This is a genomic window from Pseudoalteromonas sp. PS5 (assembly GCF_004103255.1).
Taxonomy (GTDB): domain Bacteria; phylum Pseudomonadota; class Gammaproteobacteria; order Enterobacterales; family Alteromonadaceae; genus Pseudoalteromonas; species Pseudoalteromonas peptidolytica.
Window position 1 is genome coordinate 1 of record NZ_RCSQ01000020.1, and the last position, 17796, is coordinate 17796.

General features: G+C 41.9%; 13 protein-coding genes. 8 read left to right on the plus strand and 5 right to left on the minus strand.

The window, feature by feature from the left end; all coding sequences use genetic code 11:
* The 8 genes from D9603_RS02745 to D9603_RS02780 all read left to right on the plus strand — a co-directional run.
* A partial coding sequence (locus tag D9603_RS02745) for a PKD domain-containing protein (RefSeq protein WP_128729958.1) occupies positions 1-3572 on the plus strand: 3572 nt, incomplete at its 5' end.
* Positions 3573-3582: 10 nt separating this feature from the next.
* Entirely contained in the window at positions 3583-5532 is a 1950-nt protein-coding gene (locus D9603_RS02750; RefSeq protein ID WP_128729959.1) for a Hint domain-containing protein, read from the plus strand.
* A 57-nt stretch (positions 5533-5589) separates the two neighbouring features.
* Positions 5590-6831, plus strand: a complete 1242-nt coding sequence (locus tag D9603_RS02755; RefSeq protein WP_128729960.1) for an internalin — start codon at positions 5590-5592, stop codon at positions 6829-6831.
* An 11-nt stretch (positions 6832-6842) separates the two neighbouring features.
* Positions 6843-7097, plus strand: coding sequence for a hypothetical protein (locus tag D9603_RS22025; protein ID WP_241651561.1), 255 nt, complete (start codon positions 6843-6845; stop codon positions 7095-7097).
* Entirely contained in the window at positions 7087-7683 is a 597-nt protein-coding gene (locus D9603_RS02760; protein WP_241651562.1) for a GEVED domain-containing protein, read from the plus strand. Before D9603_RS22025 ends, D9603_RS02760 begins: the two co-directional genes overlap by 11 nt.
* Before the next feature lie 11 nt (positions 7684-7694).
* On the plus strand, positions 7695-9203 hold the full coding sequence (locus D9603_RS02765) for a hypothetical protein (protein WP_128729961.1): 1509 nt from the start codon (positions 7695-7697) through the stop codon (positions 9201-9203).
* Positions 9204-9437: 234 nt separating this feature from the next.
* Positions 9438-10574, plus strand: a complete 1137-nt coding sequence (locus D9603_RS02770) for a hypothetical protein (protein WP_128729962.1) — start codon at positions 9438-9440, stop codon at positions 10572-10574.
* 780 nt (positions 10575-11354) lie between these two features.
* Positions 11355-12092, plus strand: a complete 738-nt coding sequence (locus tag D9603_RS02780) for an AraC family transcriptional regulator (RefSeq protein WP_128729964.1) — start codon at positions 11355-11357, stop codon at positions 12090-12092.
* Here the strand turns inward: D9603_RS02780 and D9603_RS02785 are convergent.
* The 5 genes from D9603_RS02785 to D9603_RS02805 all read right to left on the minus strand — a co-directional run bounded on the left by D9603_RS02785 (position 12089) and on the right by D9603_RS02805 (position 17795).
* The gene (locus D9603_RS02785; RefSeq protein ID WP_128729965.1) at positions 12089-13567 is read right to left on the minus strand and encodes a hypothetical protein; all 1479 of its coding nucleotides are present in this window, start codon (positions 13565-13567) and stop codon (positions 12089-12091) included. The two genes, D9603_RS02780 and D9603_RS02785, sit on opposite strands and share 4 nt — an antisense overlap.
* 75 nt (positions 13568-13642) lie before the next feature.
* Entirely contained in the window at positions 13643-14566 is a 924-nt protein-coding gene (locus D9603_RS02790; protein ID WP_128729966.1) for a hypothetical protein, read from the minus strand.
* A 270-nt stretch (positions 14567-14836) separates the two neighbouring features.
* Complete coding sequence (locus D9603_RS02795) at positions 14837-15727, minus strand: hypothetical protein (protein WP_128729967.1); 891 nt, start codon at positions 15725-15727, stop codon at positions 14837-14839.
* An 80-nt stretch (positions 15728-15807) separates the two neighbouring features.
* Entirely contained in the window at positions 15808-16197 is a 390-nt protein-coding gene (locus tag D9603_RS02800) for a DUF4280 domain-containing protein (RefSeq protein ID WP_128729968.1), read from the minus strand.
* A 2-nt stretch (positions 16198-16199) separates the two neighbouring features.
* Positions 16200-17795, minus strand: a complete 1596-nt coding sequence (locus tag D9603_RS02805; protein WP_128729969.1) for a hypothetical protein — start codon at positions 17793-17795, stop codon at positions 16200-16202.
* Position 17796 lies beyond the last annotated feature (1 nt).

Consider the following 17796-nt stretch of genomic DNA (forward strand, 5'->3'; position numbering starts at 1 on the left):
AAAAAAAACAACCACTGTTGGGGCGTATGGACGTGCAACAGCATAACTATTTGCTCGCATTAAACACATTCGCAACCCAATATACTGGTCAGTCGTTGGAGTTTCATCAAGAACAAATAAGCGAAACACAGCACAGCCACACAATTACTCAAAAATATCACAACATCCCAATTTGGGATCAGGATCTCGTTGTACTAACTGATAATAATGGTGTTGTCGAGCAAGTATACGGCGACATTATCGTTAATATTGAAAAAGATATTCCTCGCATTCCTGAAGTAAAAGCGCAGCAACTGGAAGATGCTTTAGCCGCTGTTATTGCCCAATTTCCAGCAGAGCGCCCACGGATTTTTAAACGCAAACATGCTGAAGAGGTGATATACATTGATGATCAAGGCAAAGCCCGACATGCGGCAAAAGTAAGCTTTTTCACTGACTTTCACTCAGCGCCTTATCAGCCTCAACGAATTTTAACTTTTGTGGATCTCACCAGCAACGAAGTTATAACTCAGGCAGATGTATTACAAAAAATCGTTCATGAAGGTGGCAGTGGTCCGTCTGGAAACGACAAAGTTTCTCGTCAAGATTACAAACAAGCCGACTATGTATCATACCCACCAAAAACTTTTGTAGTGTCTATGCAAGCAAATGGACAGCAAACCAACTGCTTGTTCGATGCAAAAAATGTTGAAACACGCAACTACAATCATAGTACGGCACAGATAAGTGTCCCCTATAGCTACGATTGTTCAAATTCAACAAGAAACGACTATAAAGAATATCATGGCGCTCGTTCGGCATTGAATGATGCCCACCACTTTGGTCAAACAGCGAGCTTGATGTTTGAAGCTTACCTCGGTCAGAAACCCTATTTTGATAAAAAGATCATTCAAAATGTCCATTACGGCCTAAACATGGATCAAGCATTCTATGAAAGTGGTGAAGTGTATTTTGGTGATGGTGATTATCTCTTTTACCCTATGGTTTCTCTTGATGTAGTCGCGCATGAAATAGCTCATGGCTTTACTGAAGAATATGGGTCAAATACACCAAAGTCTATGCTCACTGGGCAGGCTCGAGCAATTAACGAAGCATTTTCAGATATGGCTGGAGAAGCAGCTGAGTTTTTTTATTCCGGTGTCAATGACTGGAAAAGTAATCATGAAACGTTTCGGCTCGGTGATGCTTTGCGTTATTTCAAAACCCCCACCCTCGATGGCAACTCGATTGATCATATAGATGATTATGATGACTCCATCACGTCTCACCATGGTGCCGGTGTATTTAATAAGGCGTTCTACTATCTCTCTACAGCAGAGCTTGCCAATGAACCTTCGCCATGGAATACCAAATATTCTTTTATTCTTTTCGCCAATGCTAACAAGAACTGTTGGACGAGTAACAGCACCTATCTTACAGCCGCAGATTGCGTGATGCGACAAGCCAGCAGTATAAGCGATCGATTAAGACAAGACGGCGTCAGCAAGCAAGACGGAAGCCAATGGCAAACCTCTGAGCTGAAAAACCATGTTCGTAAAGCTTTTTCACAAGTGGGAATTAAGCTAACAGTTAATCAAGGGTTAGAGTCCGAGCTTAACTTTGATCGTAAATTTTTATCTTTTGATTTTAAGAACTTAACCAGAAAAGATGGACAGCACATTTCCTCAGAAAACAGTGAAGGTTGGCAATGGGAATGGAACTTTGGAGATGGTAGCGCAACCAATAGTGCCTTTGAAATCAGCCATAGCTATAACGCCGCAGGAAAGTATGATGTCTCCTTGAAAGCAACCGACCCATCTGGTCAGTCAGATACCTACACACTCCCTATCGACGTGTACGCTGACTATTGCTCGGCACAAGGGGTTAACCATAGTAAATACTACCTTTCTTCAGTCACATTGAATGATTACATAAATGAATCTGCTTCTAGTAATTACAGTGATTACTCAAGCAATGTCATTGATATTAAAGATGGAAAAGCGCTGAACATCACACTCGTGGCAGCCCCTCATCCAGATACAAAGGATAAAACTAAAAACTTTTATGTCTGGTTGGATAGGAATAACGACGGCCTGTTTCATAAAACTGAAGAGCTGGCACTTTTTGGCAGCAATAAAACACAGTTGAGCGGAGACATTTCACTAAGCGGCGAATTAAACCAAACTTATCGCATTCGTACCATGGTGTCATTTGGAATTGTTAAGTCGGCATGCGGCGATATCTCTTGGGGTGAAATCGAAGACTACACCGTCAAGTTAATTGAAAATAACGATCCAGTAGAGATGAAGATCGCTGCAAATCAAGGTGTCAACCAGATCAACTTTGTTAATAACACTGTTGATGATCGCGTTAAGCGTTGGCAATGGCAGTTTGGAGATGGAGCAACAAGCTCGAAAATGTCGCCATCACATGCCTACGCAAAATCAGGAAGTTATGCCGTTAGTGTAAAAGCGTACGACAGATTTAATAAAGAAATCGGTAGCTGGAATAAACAAGTACCGTTTAGCACCACGATTACGCCATTGTTTACTCCGCGTGTTTCAGGCAACACTGTGTTTGTAAATACTGACCAAAGTGTGATGCCAGCAGGAAGCACCGTGGAGTGGCAATTTGGAGATGGTGCGACTTCGTTGGTGCAAAATACCCAGCACACCTATCAAAATGATGGCGAATATACGATCACGCTAACCATACGCCATGAAGATGGCGAGCAAGCGCTCAGTAAAGCAGTAAAAATAGGCCAATCTTCTTTTACTCCAGAAGTCAGTTTTACAGTAACAGAGTTGAGTGATGGTACGTTTGAAGTCACATTTAATAACACTACCTCAAAACCAGATAATGCCGCACGCAACCCAGATGTCACCCTAGTCTGGAACTTTGGCGACGGTACTACGCTGACCCAACATGGCGACTTTGGCCAAGATACACAACACATATATCAGTCTGCCGGAGCGTTTAGTGCCAGTCTCTCAATCAGTTATGACAAGCCTTGGTGGGATGACTGGGGAGATAGAGTGACAGGCACCAAGAATATGTTGATAACGCTTGAGTCTGCGCAGCCTGTTGAATATTGCACAGCCGCCGGTCTGACCGATTATGAACACATTGCAAACGTCACCTTTAACCAAGATGGGCCATTTGATAATAACCAACAAGCTGGTGTGGTAAACCCTAACAACCCCATCAAGCTATACGCAACACAAAATAATACCTATCGAATTGAAGCAGGTTATGCCGGTAGTGAGGCATTCGCGGAAAATTACCATGTTTGGATAGACCTCAATAGTGACGGCCAGTTTGGCAATGGTGATTGGAGAAATGATAAGTCTGAATTACTCATTATGGACTTTGATCAAACAAACCAAGACTACGGTAAAGGCTATGTTGAGGGAGAGTTTAGTATCCCAAGTAATCAACTCTCACAACCTGTCACAACAACACGAATGAGAATTTTGCAGTACTACGGATTTAGCAGAGTAAATAGTATTGACCCTTGCTCTGACTATAGCAGTGCCGCTACCTCGGGGAGCGGAGAAATTGAAGACTACTTAGTAGAAATTTATAAGAATTAAGGAAAATAATATGAAAAAGTTTAACAAAAAGATATTCATTCCGCTCACAGTCGCGCTGGCCGTCAGCAATGCAGTAGCAGCCAACACTATCAACGAGTCGCACTTAGACAGTAGTATAGTGTCAACTCAATCAGGGCCTGCTGCTTTATATGGTCAAGCAGTTACAACGCCCGATAAATTCGGGATCCGTAAATTAGACATGAGTAACCCGCTTCATTATAAGTTGGCTACATCACGCCTCAATCAAGCTGGGCGAAAAGAAAGTCAGTTCCCACAGCTACATAAAACACTAGAGGTTGCCAAACAGCAACATCTCGTAGCAAAAACAGCGAAGTTGACAGCAACGCCACCACCGGTAAGTGAATCAGAAGTTGATATTATCAAAGAAGCACATTTCTTTATGGATATGAACTTGGCTATCTCAGCAGATACCAATGAGCCTTACATCATTGTCAGAGCAAAAAGCACACGGTTTGGAGGCACAAAAGCGACTTATATTGACCTACTACTTGAAGATGAGCACGGTAACCAATTGGCACCAGCGGGGTCAACATTGAATGTGCTTGACGGTAAAGATACCACAGCTGTTTCGACTATTTCACTTAAGTCTTTAAAGAAGCACTTTCCAAACATCGACACTATCTATGCTAGCTCTTTTGTAGAATTAGAGAATGAAGATGGCACCATCAGCTCGACCATAAAATATACTGAGTACCCATTCTCATGGGAACACGCTGAGACAATATATGGCGCGGTTGCTAAAGACAGTACAAATAAATCCAGTGTAGCAGAAATGGGTATTACACCAGCGCTTTATGATGGTCGCCCTCAATACAACGCAACAGCACCAATAGATAAAAATAACGACGCAGTAATTAAAGTTTGCTTAAACCGCCAACACTCAGACTGTGATTACATGCCAGATCAAGTTGGCGATCCAAATGAAATCACCGATGTAAATATTCCGTTCAATGGTGAGCTTCGTGTCCCTCATGAAATTTTAGAGATCTACCCTACTGAGGGCGCGTTACCAAATGGTATTGATGAACCTACTAATATCTACCTCCAAGAGGGGGTATACGGTGGGGCAACAAAACAAAGCTACCGAGGTATCGAAAATGCAATCAAGCAATTCTCTGACTATCTAGATGTGGAAGTCGATCCGGTCAATAAAGAATCCATTATTCGCTGGAATATCCCTCGCAACGAAGGACGCTTTGGCAACGCGAAATTGTTTTCCAATATTGCAACAGCAAACTGGTACATGACATTTGCAGTTAAAGGGAACCCATATTTCAAAACAGGCCGACGTGGGCCAGTGGCTTTCCAAGTTTCATTAACGTCTGAGGCGTCCACGCGTTTTGGTAACTTCTATAGTGAAGTACTACCTATGATGAAATTGGGTTATAGCTGCCTGGCAAAAGGTACGTTAATCACCATGGCAGATGGCTCTCAGCAAGCTATTGAAAATATCGGTAAAGGAGATCTTGTGCTTGGGGCATTGGCTTCCAACGCAAATGTGAAAGAGCCGATGCAAGTGGTCGATGTGTCAGTCGGTATCGAAGCTATCAAAATGTACCGCATTAAAGGTGCAGATGGCTCTGATATTTTAATGACAGAAACACACCCAATCTCCACGTCTAACAAAGGCATAGTATGGGCAAAAGAGCTTAAAGTGGGCGACCGTATTTTAACTGAAGGGGGTTCTGTACTCGTCACAGACATAACCAAAGAAAAATATAAAGACAAGATATACAACTTAAAACTTGCGCCAACAGCGGAGTCTGTATTGTCTGAGTCTCGTAACTTTGCCATGTTTGCCAACGGTATGGCGGTTGGTGATCTAGCAACTCAAGATGAGTTTAACTATAAAGATCAGGAAATTCGCATGTCAGAAGAAGAAATCCTACAACGTCTTCCTGAGAAATGGAAAACAGATTACATCAATAGTTTGAACTAATCACTACCCGGTGACCTTTCAGCTTGAAAGGTCACACTTCTCTGTAAGGAATTCAATATGAAATTTAGTTATTCTCCATTGGCACAGGCCATGGGGGTAGTGGGACTTTTTGCCTGTAGTTTGTCAGCAAACGCAGCTGATACCAAAGAGTTCACTGCCCAAAAAAACAATTCAAACCTAGATTCGGTAACATTGGGCACTGCATATCATAGCGAAAAAGAAGGCTTTTATGCGTTGCAAAGTGTACAAGGAATGGTTGATGAGACCTATGGTAACACTGAAATGGATTTTGTCGTTGGCGTCGACATGAGTTATAGCCAACTCTCTAGTATGTTGGATGGTAACTTAGGTGCAGCGCTAGATGTTCCCGTTATCAAAGTTGGAGTCGGAGCCAGCTACGCCAAGCAAAACGCCGCTGATAACTACACCGGTACTTATACTCTGTTTCTTTCTTTGAAACCAAAAAAACGCATGCTGGTTGCCGATCCGCAAATTGGCTTTCGACCAACTCAAGTTGCATTGGACTTAGCAAACGCCAATCCTGGCGACAAATTTAACAATATTGGTAATGAGTTTGTATCAACGATTGAGTATGGCTCTCAAGTGATGATTAACCTCAAATTTCAATATAAAAATGATGAAGATAAGGTGAAATGGGGAGGCCAGCTTGGTGTTGACTGGGCCGGCAAAGTCAGTGTCAGCGGTAAACTACAAAAAGTGGATGAAGACGTAAAACGTAATATTAAAATCACCGTTTCAGCGTTGCAGCTTGGTGGTGATCCTACTGAGTTACTGAAGGTGATCCCAAACCAGCTCGTAAATTGTACGATGGAAAATCCTACACCATGTTTCGATGTGTTCAAAAACAGTATTGATTACATCAAAACCAACTATGTCACTCAATTTGACACTTTAGACAAATATAACGTCAGCCGTGTATTCACTGAAAGCTATACCGATTCAGGACCAAGTTTATCTGCATTGGTACCAGATGATATCTACCCTGCAAAAAGTATCTTAACCAAACTGGCTCTTAAAAATATGAGTGATGATTGGGTGCAGGCGATCCTTGATAACCGTCGCGCCGACAACCTCCTGAATTACTATGCAAGTGAGCTCAATAACGCACACCGAACAGCATTAGAAACCATTCGTGATAATGCGTTATTCAATTCGTTCATCCTTGCTGACGCAGTTGATTATTGTAAACGTAATCCAATTGGTAATTACTGCCGCGATAGAGAGCTACAAACCCGTGATCGCGTTCATCAGTATGACCGCAAATGGCTAGAATTATAAGGAATAAGACTATGTTAAAAGTCATGCTTACCAGCACATTTATTGCCTCTGTTGCGGCCATTATTGCGCCGACCGTACAGGCAAATACAACGCTATTTGAATCCCGTGATGTGTTAACTCCCCAGCAGGCGCTTGGGCGTTTTCAATGGTTAGAGAAATGCTATCCGGGGTTACTGGTGGAAGTCTCTGACAATATCTTTGATCCCACAACCCCAATTCCCAACGAAGAAAAAATTGCTAACCTCAAAAAAAGTCATGCTGTATAAGAACAGCGCGCTGAGAAATGATGCGAAGTACATTACCTTTGGGGATGAAGACAACGCCAACCCAAAAAATTGGTTTGCTGGCATATCTCCAACAACCTCCTGCTTACAAATTCCTTCAGATTACCGTATCAGCGCTGTAATGGTCACCCCAACAATGCCTAACTATTGTGAGACTCGTTCGCGCGAGCGCGATTATGAACACATCAAATCGGTGAAATTTTCAAATCTCGATAACACCAGTAGTAATACTTTCTACAGTAATTATGTTGGTGATACGGCAAAAATATATGCGGACAAAAGCTACCAGCTAACACTTACTCCAGGGTTCAGTGGTGCTGAAACATACCCTGAAACTTGGCATGTTTTTATTGACTGGAACCAAGATGGAGACTTTAAAGATAGCAAAGAAATGCTATTTGCAGGTGTCTCTGAGCAAGCGCTACAGGTTGAAATCACGCCTCCGACAGGAGCGAAGAAAGGCATGACAAAAATGCGCGTAACTATGGACTACTTAGGTGGCAGTAATGACGCATGTAAAGAAGTAGACTCAGGTGAGGTAGAAGATTACCTCCTTTACGTGAAGTAATAGGTGGCAACATGAATTTATACAAAAACACTATAGTGGCACTACTTGCAAGCTCAGCTCCATTTGTTTGGGCTGAAACCAATTTTGTAAATGAAGCCGCATTGATGCAAAAAGCACAAAATATAAATACGTTTCAAAGTGAAATACCCGGCTTAATGAATGACCATGTGGTATTGGGTACCGCGTTTAATAGCGACCAGAAACGATTTCTGAATGTACAAACTGTTGCTGGTGAAACCGTAGAAACTCTTGGTAATACCCGCGTACAATTCGAACTCGTTAATAACGGCAGCTACGATGAAGTTCTGCGCCAACTAAACGGAAATGTTGATGTTGATGTAGGCTTTCCCGTCATTCGCGTCAAAGCTGGAGGCCACTTAGCTAAAGAAATGTCCTCTACTGAGTTTTCAAATACTTACACCTTTCAGGCATCATTAACACCGAAAAAGCGTGTGCTCATGCCCGCCGATCCTAATATCGGTTATACCCTGACTCCATCAGGAAACACATTAGCCAATGAATATCAAAGTAAACTAATGAGTATGGCTGGCGATGCGTTTATCAGTGAAATTGAATATGGTGCCCAGCTACTCATTAATATGAAAATTGAATATTTGAGTGAGCAGCATAAAAGCGAAATTGGCGGTTACTTGGGCGTCAGCTACGGTGCTGGAAATATAGGGATAAGCGTTGATGGTAAACTTAACTATATAGATGAAGATCTTAAAAAGAGTGTCCGAATTACCGTCAGGGCGTTACAAAAAGGCGGTGATCCGAAACAACTGTTGAGCATCATTCCAAACAATATTATTACCTGTTCGCTTGATAACTATGAACCTTGTTTTACCTTGTTTGAGCAAGCGGTAAATTATGCAAAAAACGACTTTGGTGATCAGTTTAATGCGTTATCTGATTACAACGTCGTACGTTACAAAGCGACTCCATACGAGATCAGCTCACAAGATGTTCGTCGTTTAGATTCTGGTAATAAAGATATTCGTTTTGAAACGACCTACCGTACTTTGTGGCTGGAAGATCAATTTAAAAAGTCAGTTAATCATGAACATCGTGCTAGAGGCGTACTTGCACAATACGCCAGTTGGATGAACGATGAGCAAAGACAAAAAGCGCAAGGGGTGCAGACCGCGGCGTATAACAATGCGTGGATCTATGAGCAGTATGCCAGAATTTGTCGTGATAACCCTTATGGTACAGCATGTACAGATGCCTGGAATGATTATCAAAATACCTGTAGTGGCAGCGGTGTTGGCTGTATTCTGAATTACACGCTGGCTGATTTGAATATTCCTTCAGATAATATGACGCAATATTTCAAATGTGAAAATGCGCGAGAAGCAACAGCAAACTTCGGTGTCGAGGAAAATCACGTTTCACTCGGGTTTAGACAGCTTGGTTGGGCACCGTCTTTTGTTGATGCTAACGACCCAGCAGCTGGAGTGATGGTGTGGCTGCCATGTAAATCGGCACTGCCCACTTACGGGACAGCCTTCGAAAACTAAATGCCATTTGTTCACTGGGGTATACTTGCGCGTCGCCGTGAGCATACCCCTAATACCGTTAATCATACCGATTGTATTGATTTAAAAAGTAGCTTGGAAGCAGAGCACTCCTCAGCAACAAAGTTAACGTTAGCCATTTTGATATGAGTAAATATAAATGTGGCTTAACGCAGTTGGATCAGCTCCAAAGCGCAGCGAATTAAGTCAATTGGTTTCACCTACAGGAATGTATGTATGCACTTAAGATCCATACTAATAGTGCTCTGTGGCCTGTTGAGCTCTACTGCAAATGCACACACCTACTACTCATTAAACACAGCAAAAGAAACGCTAGGTCAAGGGTTCGAACAAACGCTTGGCATTCCCTTAGAGCCCTGTTTGGATGGTCAATGGCAATTTCAAGGCGGCAGCATGGGCGACTTGGCTTATCGTGGTGATTTTGACTCTGATACCATGATCAATACCATTACTGGTAGTGTAAAGGCTGGTATCAACTTGGTTATTTTTGGTGGCTCAGCTAAATTTTCCATGCGCAGAAAAGTAACCAAAAATAGAAATTCAGCAGCTTCAGCGGTCGAGTTAACTTATGAAAAAGGCAGCTACAACTTTGAAAATAGAACTACAAAGCCCAACATCTCTGACCTATTGAACACCCGCCCCTCTGAAGTCAGAGGTCGCTGCGGCGATAGTTTTATCCACAATATAAAGCTAGGTTCTCGTATTTATGTCACTGCAAAACTTCACTTTGCAGATCAAACCAAATACGAATGGTTTCAAACTAAAATCAAAGTAAAATTTTTATTTTTTAGTAAAACATTTACCAAAACAAAAGTGTTCCAAGATGCAACCAAAGATGCTGTATACACTATTCAAGTAAATACCGACGGTGGCATGACACCTGAGCTGGCAAGGCTAACTAAAAATGGCACAATGCACTGCAAAACCGATAATCTAACTCCTTGCATAACATACGCAGACAACTTATTTAGCTATTTGTTAGATGGTGGAGATTATGTAGACGACCTTAAAGATGAACATTTAAACGTTTTAAAATACGAAGTCGAAAGCTATGAGGATTCCGGCCACTATGACCTAGCTTACGCAGGCCAACCAGCAATATCAGAGCGTTATATTGCACTATCGGCTCGACTAAGGGGTTATCAGGACCTTGTATACGATGAAATTGAACGCTTAACTGCTTTTAGAGCTGTATCTGAGGATCCCAGCGAAATTGCACAACTGAATACTCGCCTTCAAGCCAGAGAAAACCAACGTATCAGTTTGGAGCAAGCGGGAGAATACTGTGCAACTTTACCCGGTACAACCTTATGTGAAAATAGAATTGAATCAGCCATCGCCACTGTAGATTAACTCATTGTGTATTTAAATGTTGGTTATAAAGTACGTGTTGCCAATTATGGTCATCACGTACTGTTGTGGTTCAATAAATCCGAACACTATTCTAATACCAATTTGACTTAATACTTGCTCAATTTGAAGGAGTAAATCTGACGCTAACAGCGTTAAAAATTTCTTATTTAGAACAACTAAATAGCAAAATTTTTTCCTGGTTATCGACAAGATTTTCTCGCCTCAAAATAGACCACTTAATTAAGCAAATTGGTATAAGTGGCATTATTACTACCCACTCCCCTCGAACAGAGGTGTCCAATGGCAAGATAAATCGTCCCTACACTATGACTTTTTATACATTCAACGACCTGAGGTAAACTGATGCGCCACACTACCCCTTTGCAATATAAAAAACAGTAAACATTCAATTAATTATTTGCCCGTATCAACTAACTTGTAATAGGGTGTAATTGATGTTGAGTTTTTAACAAAATAGACTAAAAAGTCTATTTAATTTGTTACTTTTGCCACTATGGTATTGCACTGTATTCAGCCAACTAACCACTAATCGAATTGAACATCAACTTCGATAATATCCGGCTGGAAAGTAGTAAATATCAGCAAGCTCATAAAATAAAATGCGCAGTCTTTTTCTGCTAATTGAGCAACCTAGATTGTAATCAAGCAAGACAAAGTGCGAAGTACAGGTCATGTTGAGAGGAAAAGGTGTATACCAAAAGTTCAGAATCCAATATATGCCTGATTAACTGTAATATCAAAGCGCACAGGGATATTAATATGTTGGTATCACCACAAGGATTTAGCACTGTGCATATCAGTGATAAGGAATTTAGCCAAAAAAGCTTTACTGTGACACCCGTGGCATTTTTAATTGATGTCGTTGCAAAAACCAAGATCGTCGCCAGTGCGATGTTGGATAAAGTAGTGGACGGTATTCAAAAAAAATTTGGCTTCCTCGTACCTGTAATAGCTATGGTTAGCGAGTCGTGTGGGCATAAACAGGTGCTATTTGATCGGGGCGCGCTTGACTATGTGAGCTATCCATTAATTCCCGCAGAGTTACTACATCGGCTTAACTGCCTTAAACACTTACTAACCTTTAAACAGGATACCGGTCTAAATAGTAAAGACTTGGGAAATAAAAAAGCACGTCTGGCGAGCGAGGCGGTTGAGATTTTGCGCGCCAGATTGTCTGAGAATATCACTTTAGCTGAGCTGAGTGCGACCCTCTCAACGAACAGAAATACCCTAGCCGAAGCGTTTAAAGCACATATGAATACATCGATTTTTAATTGGCTGAGAGAACAACGAATGCTCAAAGGCGCACAATTATTGGCCGAAACGTCGTTAAGTGTGGTTCAGATTGCAGAGCGTGTGGGGTATACCGATGGCAATAATTTTTCTACCGCGTTCAAAAAGCAGTTTAATATGTCGCCTTTGAACTATCGCAAAGCGCGTCAATGCAGTGCCACCGCGCTGTATGGAAAAAATAACATAAACCGGTTGGGCCTTTAATTTGTTGATTGTAAAAACTGTCTACGCGCCTCAAAGCGTGCTGCTGGTACATACGGCCAGTAATCTACGTTGCATAAAGCCTGCGTAAACCCGTCAAGGTCATTATTGACTATGTATTCTTGAAGCACTTTGCGGCTAAGCGGAGTATAGTGCCCGCAAAAGTGTAAATCGCCCACCATTGCCTTTATCTTATTATCAAGTGTAGGAAAGTTTACCTTGCCATAGGCCGCCACGCAGTCGGATTTGGCACAAATACTTTGTACCTCCTCCTCAACCGAGTGCCAAACCACCTCAAATAGTTTTTGCTGTACTTGTTTGCTCAGCCTAAGCTGAGATAACTTCTCAACCAGAATAAAACGTTTAACGTCTTCGCCAACTAAACCCGCCGCTTTAGCCAGTACACAAGTCGTGGCAAAGTCTAACCCTGCTTGAGATAAATCATAAATGATCTGCTCAGGTGATTTGTCTTTACAGTCGTAGCCTCTTACCAGTATCAACCCGGCGTTATCGCCCGGCGCGCATAAAACGCCTTTTTGGCAACAAGCCTTACGAGTATGTTCCTGCAACCAAGTAAACTCACTGACTAAAGTAGTGATATTGGCAATGGGCTGCTCTGGTGATACTGGGTCATCAATCTCTTTTATATCTGGCATAGTGGGCTCTATTTGTGTCTGATCATGTGGCTGAGTTTGTTCTGTGTTGTTTTTCGGCCGAAACAAACCCAACGCCTGAATGCGTGCAGCCACACGATTGTAAATAACCTGTAGTGCGCCACTCAGGCGCTTTAGCCCTTTTAGTAAAAAGTGAATAAGCAAAACCGTGGCAGCGGCGCCTAAGCAGGCTAGCAAAGGTTTATCAACATCCAGCATGAACTGGCTCTTGATACCGTGCAGGCGCTCAATTGGCAGATAGGCAGATATTAATAAGCCAGTGATCGTGCCGATACTCCCTGTTATCCAATAACTGGGAGTAAATTCGCCAAGAAAACGCATACTTTTCAGATAGTGCCCTGCAATTGCCCGGCTGGTGGCCGCAGCCCCACAGCCAGCAGCGCACAGATAGAGCATAAAGTTAGCGATCCGTGGCCAGCCAGACAGGCTGGATAGCGTTTGGTTTAACGTCGCACTGGTGACATAAGGTGACATCGCCAGCGCACCGACGCTGAGCAAACAAACCAGCAGAACCAGGAACAACTGACGTACCAGCGGGATTGCCCCTAACAACCTTAAACGGCTGTTTTCATGCGCCTGGATCAGCTGAATACAGTCAGGTTTTGCCGGGGCTATCAACTTAGTAAGTTGCTTGTGCGTTTGCTCAAGCTGCGCGGTGTCTTGCTCTGATAACCCCTCACCATTTTGCTGCTTGTATGTCACAGCAGCGAGAAAGACATTTGTTTGGGGTTTAACCGCGATACCCTGCATACTGGCGTAGCGGTGCATCGTGTTGAGTTCATCAATACGTTTGTTTATTAGCATAGGGATTATTGGTTTGGTTGTAGAGGGGTTAGCGAACTAATTTTGTTATCAATATAAAAAATTCCGTTGTATAATTTAAAATTTGCACCAAACACACATGTGATCACTAAAATATCTATTCTCGAATGAGTTGTTATTTTTTTGGAAGGTTGGCGATAAACAACCACATAGCTTTGGTTTGTAATTTCTCATTTTAAATAATATCCTGTCATATTTTCTATTGTTATTACTGATTGTCGTATTTTCTACCTGTGATTCTTCATAACCTATTAGTGATAGCTTATCGTCTGTATTAAAATCTCCAACAATGAAATCTGGATTTGAGGTTTTCATTGAATCTAAGTAGGCTCGAGGTATCTCCTGCAGCTTTTGGCTGAAATTAGGGCCGGGACAATGAGCTGAAGCAATAGTGAAAGCTCTAGCGTTAAAGTTATCTATTTTAATTTCTATAGTGAACAAGGCGTATTTTCTAAACCAGGAGTGCTCAAATGTTGGAGATTTTTTTCTTGCTCTTTTTAAAATATTTCTCATATTCAACTCGGGCATACCCCTTAATTTATACTTTGGATTATTTATTTTTTCTATCTCAGCTTTTTTTATATTTCTCAAGGCATTTCTATACCTTACCTTAGACTGGTTTGTAATTTCTCTGGTGTCAATTTCATGAGCATCAGAACTTAAATTAATTCTGTATTTACTTATAACAATACAGCCAGACCATTCACTTCTACTTTTAGGGCCACCAAGATAAGCGCAATCCACAGAATAATAACAAGGGTATTTGTTATTAATTATTCTTATAGCTAAATTTTCAAGCCATTTAACCCATTCTAAATAATCCTTATTCTCTCCCTTCCCCATCAGCTCTTGAAATAAAAATACGGATAAATCTTGCTCTTTAGCTAATAACTTAGCTAAGGTGGATGATAATGAACCAAGGTAGTCACTGTTATCCATATCGTACGTGGCGTTGTATAAGTTAAAGGTTGCTACAAGCATATTTATTTTCTCTTATTAGGTTCTTTTGTTGTTGTTAATTTCATAGAACAACCATCCCTTCGCTTGGACCTTTGCCCACGCAAAATTAATGCGGACCGTGCATCAACTGGTTCTCCATCAGAGGTGTGGTTCCGAATGTATTTCATCGATAATTTTGATTTTAATTAGGTGATTTTTAAGATAATTGGAATTTTTATTTAATGAAATTTAAAGTTGTGATTTTTAGTTTGTTAACATATTTTCAATTGAAAGGAAGAGGCTGTTTTTATATTAGTCTATATTTATTGTATTTCCCGTTATTGCTTGCGACTTCATTCTTAATGAATTATTGTTTTTGTTTATGGTTTTTTTTAGGTTCTTTGTTATTAATACCTCTCGCACTGTTGCATCACTAATATTGTAGTAATACCCTTTAATTTTAAACAGCTGCCATTGCCTCCACAATTCACAAAACAAGATTGGTTCTTTCCTACCTTTTGACCAGTTAAAGAGTGTTCCATCCCATAATCTACCATCTCTAAAGGCATTTCTGACACACAGCCACCTGGCACCTTCTGCTACAATCTTACATATATCATCAGGTTTTGTTAAATCTAATGATTGAAATGGAAAAAAAACTGTTGGATTTATTTTACTTGAGTGAGTGCTGCTGTATTCACTCAGTTTTCTGAATTCTGAGTGTAATCTTAATCCTCCATGTGTTGAAAATTCAGCTTCAGTTTGATTGTACCTTTCTTCATATAATGCTGTCGCAAGCCCCGAACCATCGAAACCAAATAAATCTATAACGTAACCATCCCCCCACTTACCTCCAAACTGAAAAGTGATTCGATATGTCTCATTTTTTACTCTGCAAATATAACTCACCACTACTCGATCTTGATGATCAAAATCTGGCTCCCAATTACTAGGTTCCTCCAGCATTGATTTAACGCTATTGCCAGTTCTGCCCGCCAAATCGCAGACTTTATATAAGAAATCTTTGATGCAGTTCATGTGATTAAAAACTACTCTGTATTTCTTCCATGGTTCAATATATAACGGTGAATTTGAGTTTGTGTTGTTCCTAACAGTTACCTTTATTTTAAGGTTGTTACATTCATATGCACCGATTGAACTCATAAAATTGGTCCAATCAACAGAGTTTTTCTTGAATGACATTGGTTGCTCCACTTTATATTGACTTTAAGACAATTAGTAATTTGATGTTGTTGATAAATTAAACGATCTTTTAAAGATAGTTACCCCTTTACCTGCACTGGTATTTGTCCAGGGCTGGTAACGCTTATCACGCCCGCCCACATGCACATTACCTTACAGCTGTCGGTTAATATCGGCTTATTGGCGAGTAAAACCGTTGGTGCGCTGGGGATCCAGGGAGCAGGTATCGAAGGCACGCAGGGCATAGGAGTAAGTACGCCAAAGGCAGCTGTTGTTGCAGCGACTACGGCCGGATTGGCAAGAGAGTTACACATGCCAAAGGGCAATATATTCTTAAAGGGAATATGGTCCATAATGTTCGCCATCGGGGTGTTTTGAATGACCTTATTTTCCGGTGTTACTATCAGGGTTGAGGGGGCCATACCGCATGAACATTGCAGTACGGCGCCCATAGCAACGGCCTGTGCCATGGTTAATCTCCTTCGGATTCTTGTGTCTGAATGGTAATTTTTCCGTCCTGCCACTGCATGAGTTCGGTGTCTTTGTCTTTGCTGCGTTTGATACTGAATACGGGTTTGTCGTCCTGGTACTCGTGTCGAATGGCAGTCTGATCTTTATCATTTTTGCCCAGCAGCAAATGATTCCCCTGGGTGTTCTGCTCCAAAAAAACCGAAGCGCCCCAGTCCAGTACCCGGCAGACTCGCGCTTCAAACAAGCTTATTTCCAGCAGTACTCTGCACCCTTTATACAATGGAAAATAAAAATGAGGGGGCAGAAAATCAGGCCGAAATAATAGCTTAATCTCCTGATCCCAAAGCGGAATATGAACACGGTACTGGTTTTGTTTGGTGCTCTCATCCTGTACATACTGGTAGCTTTTGTCCTCGTCAGCACCTGGTTCAGAGAGGATAGTCCCTTCAACAAAGCATGGCTCTGGTAACGGGGCATCGCCATCGCTGCTGTTGTCTTGTTGGTGTTCAAATATTCCCTGATACTCGCACTGATATTGCGTGGTTGGCATATTGAGATCATCCGGTGCGTTTTGCCGGGTGGCGGTGAGCTTAATCCCGGTTTTGATTCCCTGATAGGGCTGCTGATAGGCCAACGAAATTTTACTCCAGCCCGGGCGCTTGAGCTCTAATCCGACACCTGGGTAGAGCTGATTAACCGGTATCGCACGCAGAGTAAACTGAAGCTTTGCCATTTGAGGTGTGCAATGCCTAAGCTGTAACTTTTTCTGCGTATTTTCAGTATCAGTAAATGGGCTGCGCATTAGCCGGTCATTTTTAATACCCTGAACAAGCGGATTCTGCGACAGCGGAATGATTTTTGCCTGCGCACTATTCGCATTCAGCAGGTTTTGCGACTGAATATCCACTTTAGGGTAATGGATTTTAAACCTCGGCTTATCGGCCGGAAGTAAATCCAAGTTATCCGCTGGGCATACCTTGTCATCGGTTATGGTGTAACTATGCTTTTTATAATCATAGCGCCAGAAAACGCCCTGTTGTTTCAGGTAATTCAATACAAACTGATAGAAGCACAGATCCGTTGCCCCCATCGACAGGCAAATCAGTGGCTGAACTTGCTCTAATACCTGACTGCCAAACTGAATATTGAGCGCATCGGTTGTTTGGGCGCTGATCACCTCTTTCATGGACTTTCCCACGTACAGTTCACATGGAAAATGCTGTTGCCACAAAAACTGTGCAGCATCAAAAAAGCGACACTGATATTTGCGATACAGCACCTTGTTGCCCTTTACATCCCTAAAGGTCTGTTCATAGACAGAGCGCTCAGCCACCAGCGCCTTCAGTGTCAGGGTGTCTTTGTCCGGATTGCTCGAATCCTGGGTCACCCCCAATGTCAGGTCAATCAACTGTTCGCTGGTAAAGTCACTGATGAGGGAGTCATTGCCCGACTCGTCCGACAGCCAAAAGTGAACTTCTCCGTTAAAGCCTTGTTTACCTAAATTAAGCTGACAGAACTTAATGTTGCCGCCAGCCACCGTGTGGGTTTGTTGCTTAACTGTGAGTGTCAGCGTAAGTGCTACTTTGTCAGTAAACATG

Excerpts from the sequence above, each read along its gene's own strand:
- D9603_RS02750 (WP_128729959.1), top strand. The coding sequence starts at position 3,583 with ATGAAAAAGTTTAACAAAAAGATATTCATTCCGCTCACAGTCGCGCTG.
- D9603_RS02755 (WP_128729960.1), top strand. The coding sequence starts at position 5,590 with ATGAAATTTAGTTATTCTCCATTGGCACAGGCCATGGGGGTAGTGGGA.
- D9603_RS22025 (WP_241651561.1), top strand. The coding sequence starts at position 6,843 with ATGTTAAAAGTCATGCTTACCAGCACATTTATTGCCTCTGTTGCGGCC.
- D9603_RS02760 (WP_241651562.1), top strand. The coding sequence starts at position 7,087 with ATGCTGTATAAGAACAGCGCGCTGAGAAATGATGCGAAGTACATTACC.
- D9603_RS02765 (WP_128729961.1), top strand. The coding sequence starts at position 7,695 with ATGAATTTATACAAAAACACTATAGTGGCACTACTTGCAAGCTCAGCT.
- D9603_RS02770 (WP_128729962.1), top strand. The coding sequence starts at position 9,438 with ATGCACTTAAGATCCATACTAATAGTGCTCTGTGGCCTGTTGAGCTCT.
- D9603_RS02780 (WP_128729964.1), top strand. The coding sequence starts at position 11,355 with ATGTTGGTATCACCACAAGGATTTAGCACTGTGCATATCAGTGATAAG.
- D9603_RS02785 (WP_128729965.1), bottom strand. The coding sequence starts at position 13,567 with ATGCTAATAAACAAACGTATTGATGAACTCAACACGATGCACCGCTAC.
- D9603_RS02790 (WP_128729966.1), bottom strand. The coding sequence starts at position 14,566 with ATGCTTGTAGCAACCTTTAACTTATACAACGCCACGTACGATATGGAT.
- D9603_RS02795 (WP_128729967.1), bottom strand. The coding sequence starts at position 15,727 with ATGTCATTCAAGAAAAACTCTGTTGATTGGACCAATTTTATGAGTTCA.
- D9603_RS02800 (WP_128729968.1), bottom strand. The coding sequence starts at position 16,197 with ATGGCACAGGCCGTTGCTATGGGCGCCGTACTGCAATGTTCATGCGGT.
- D9603_RS02805 (WP_128729969.1), bottom strand. The coding sequence starts at position 17,795 with ATGTTTACTGACAAAGTAGCACTTACGCTGACACTCACAGTTAAGCAA.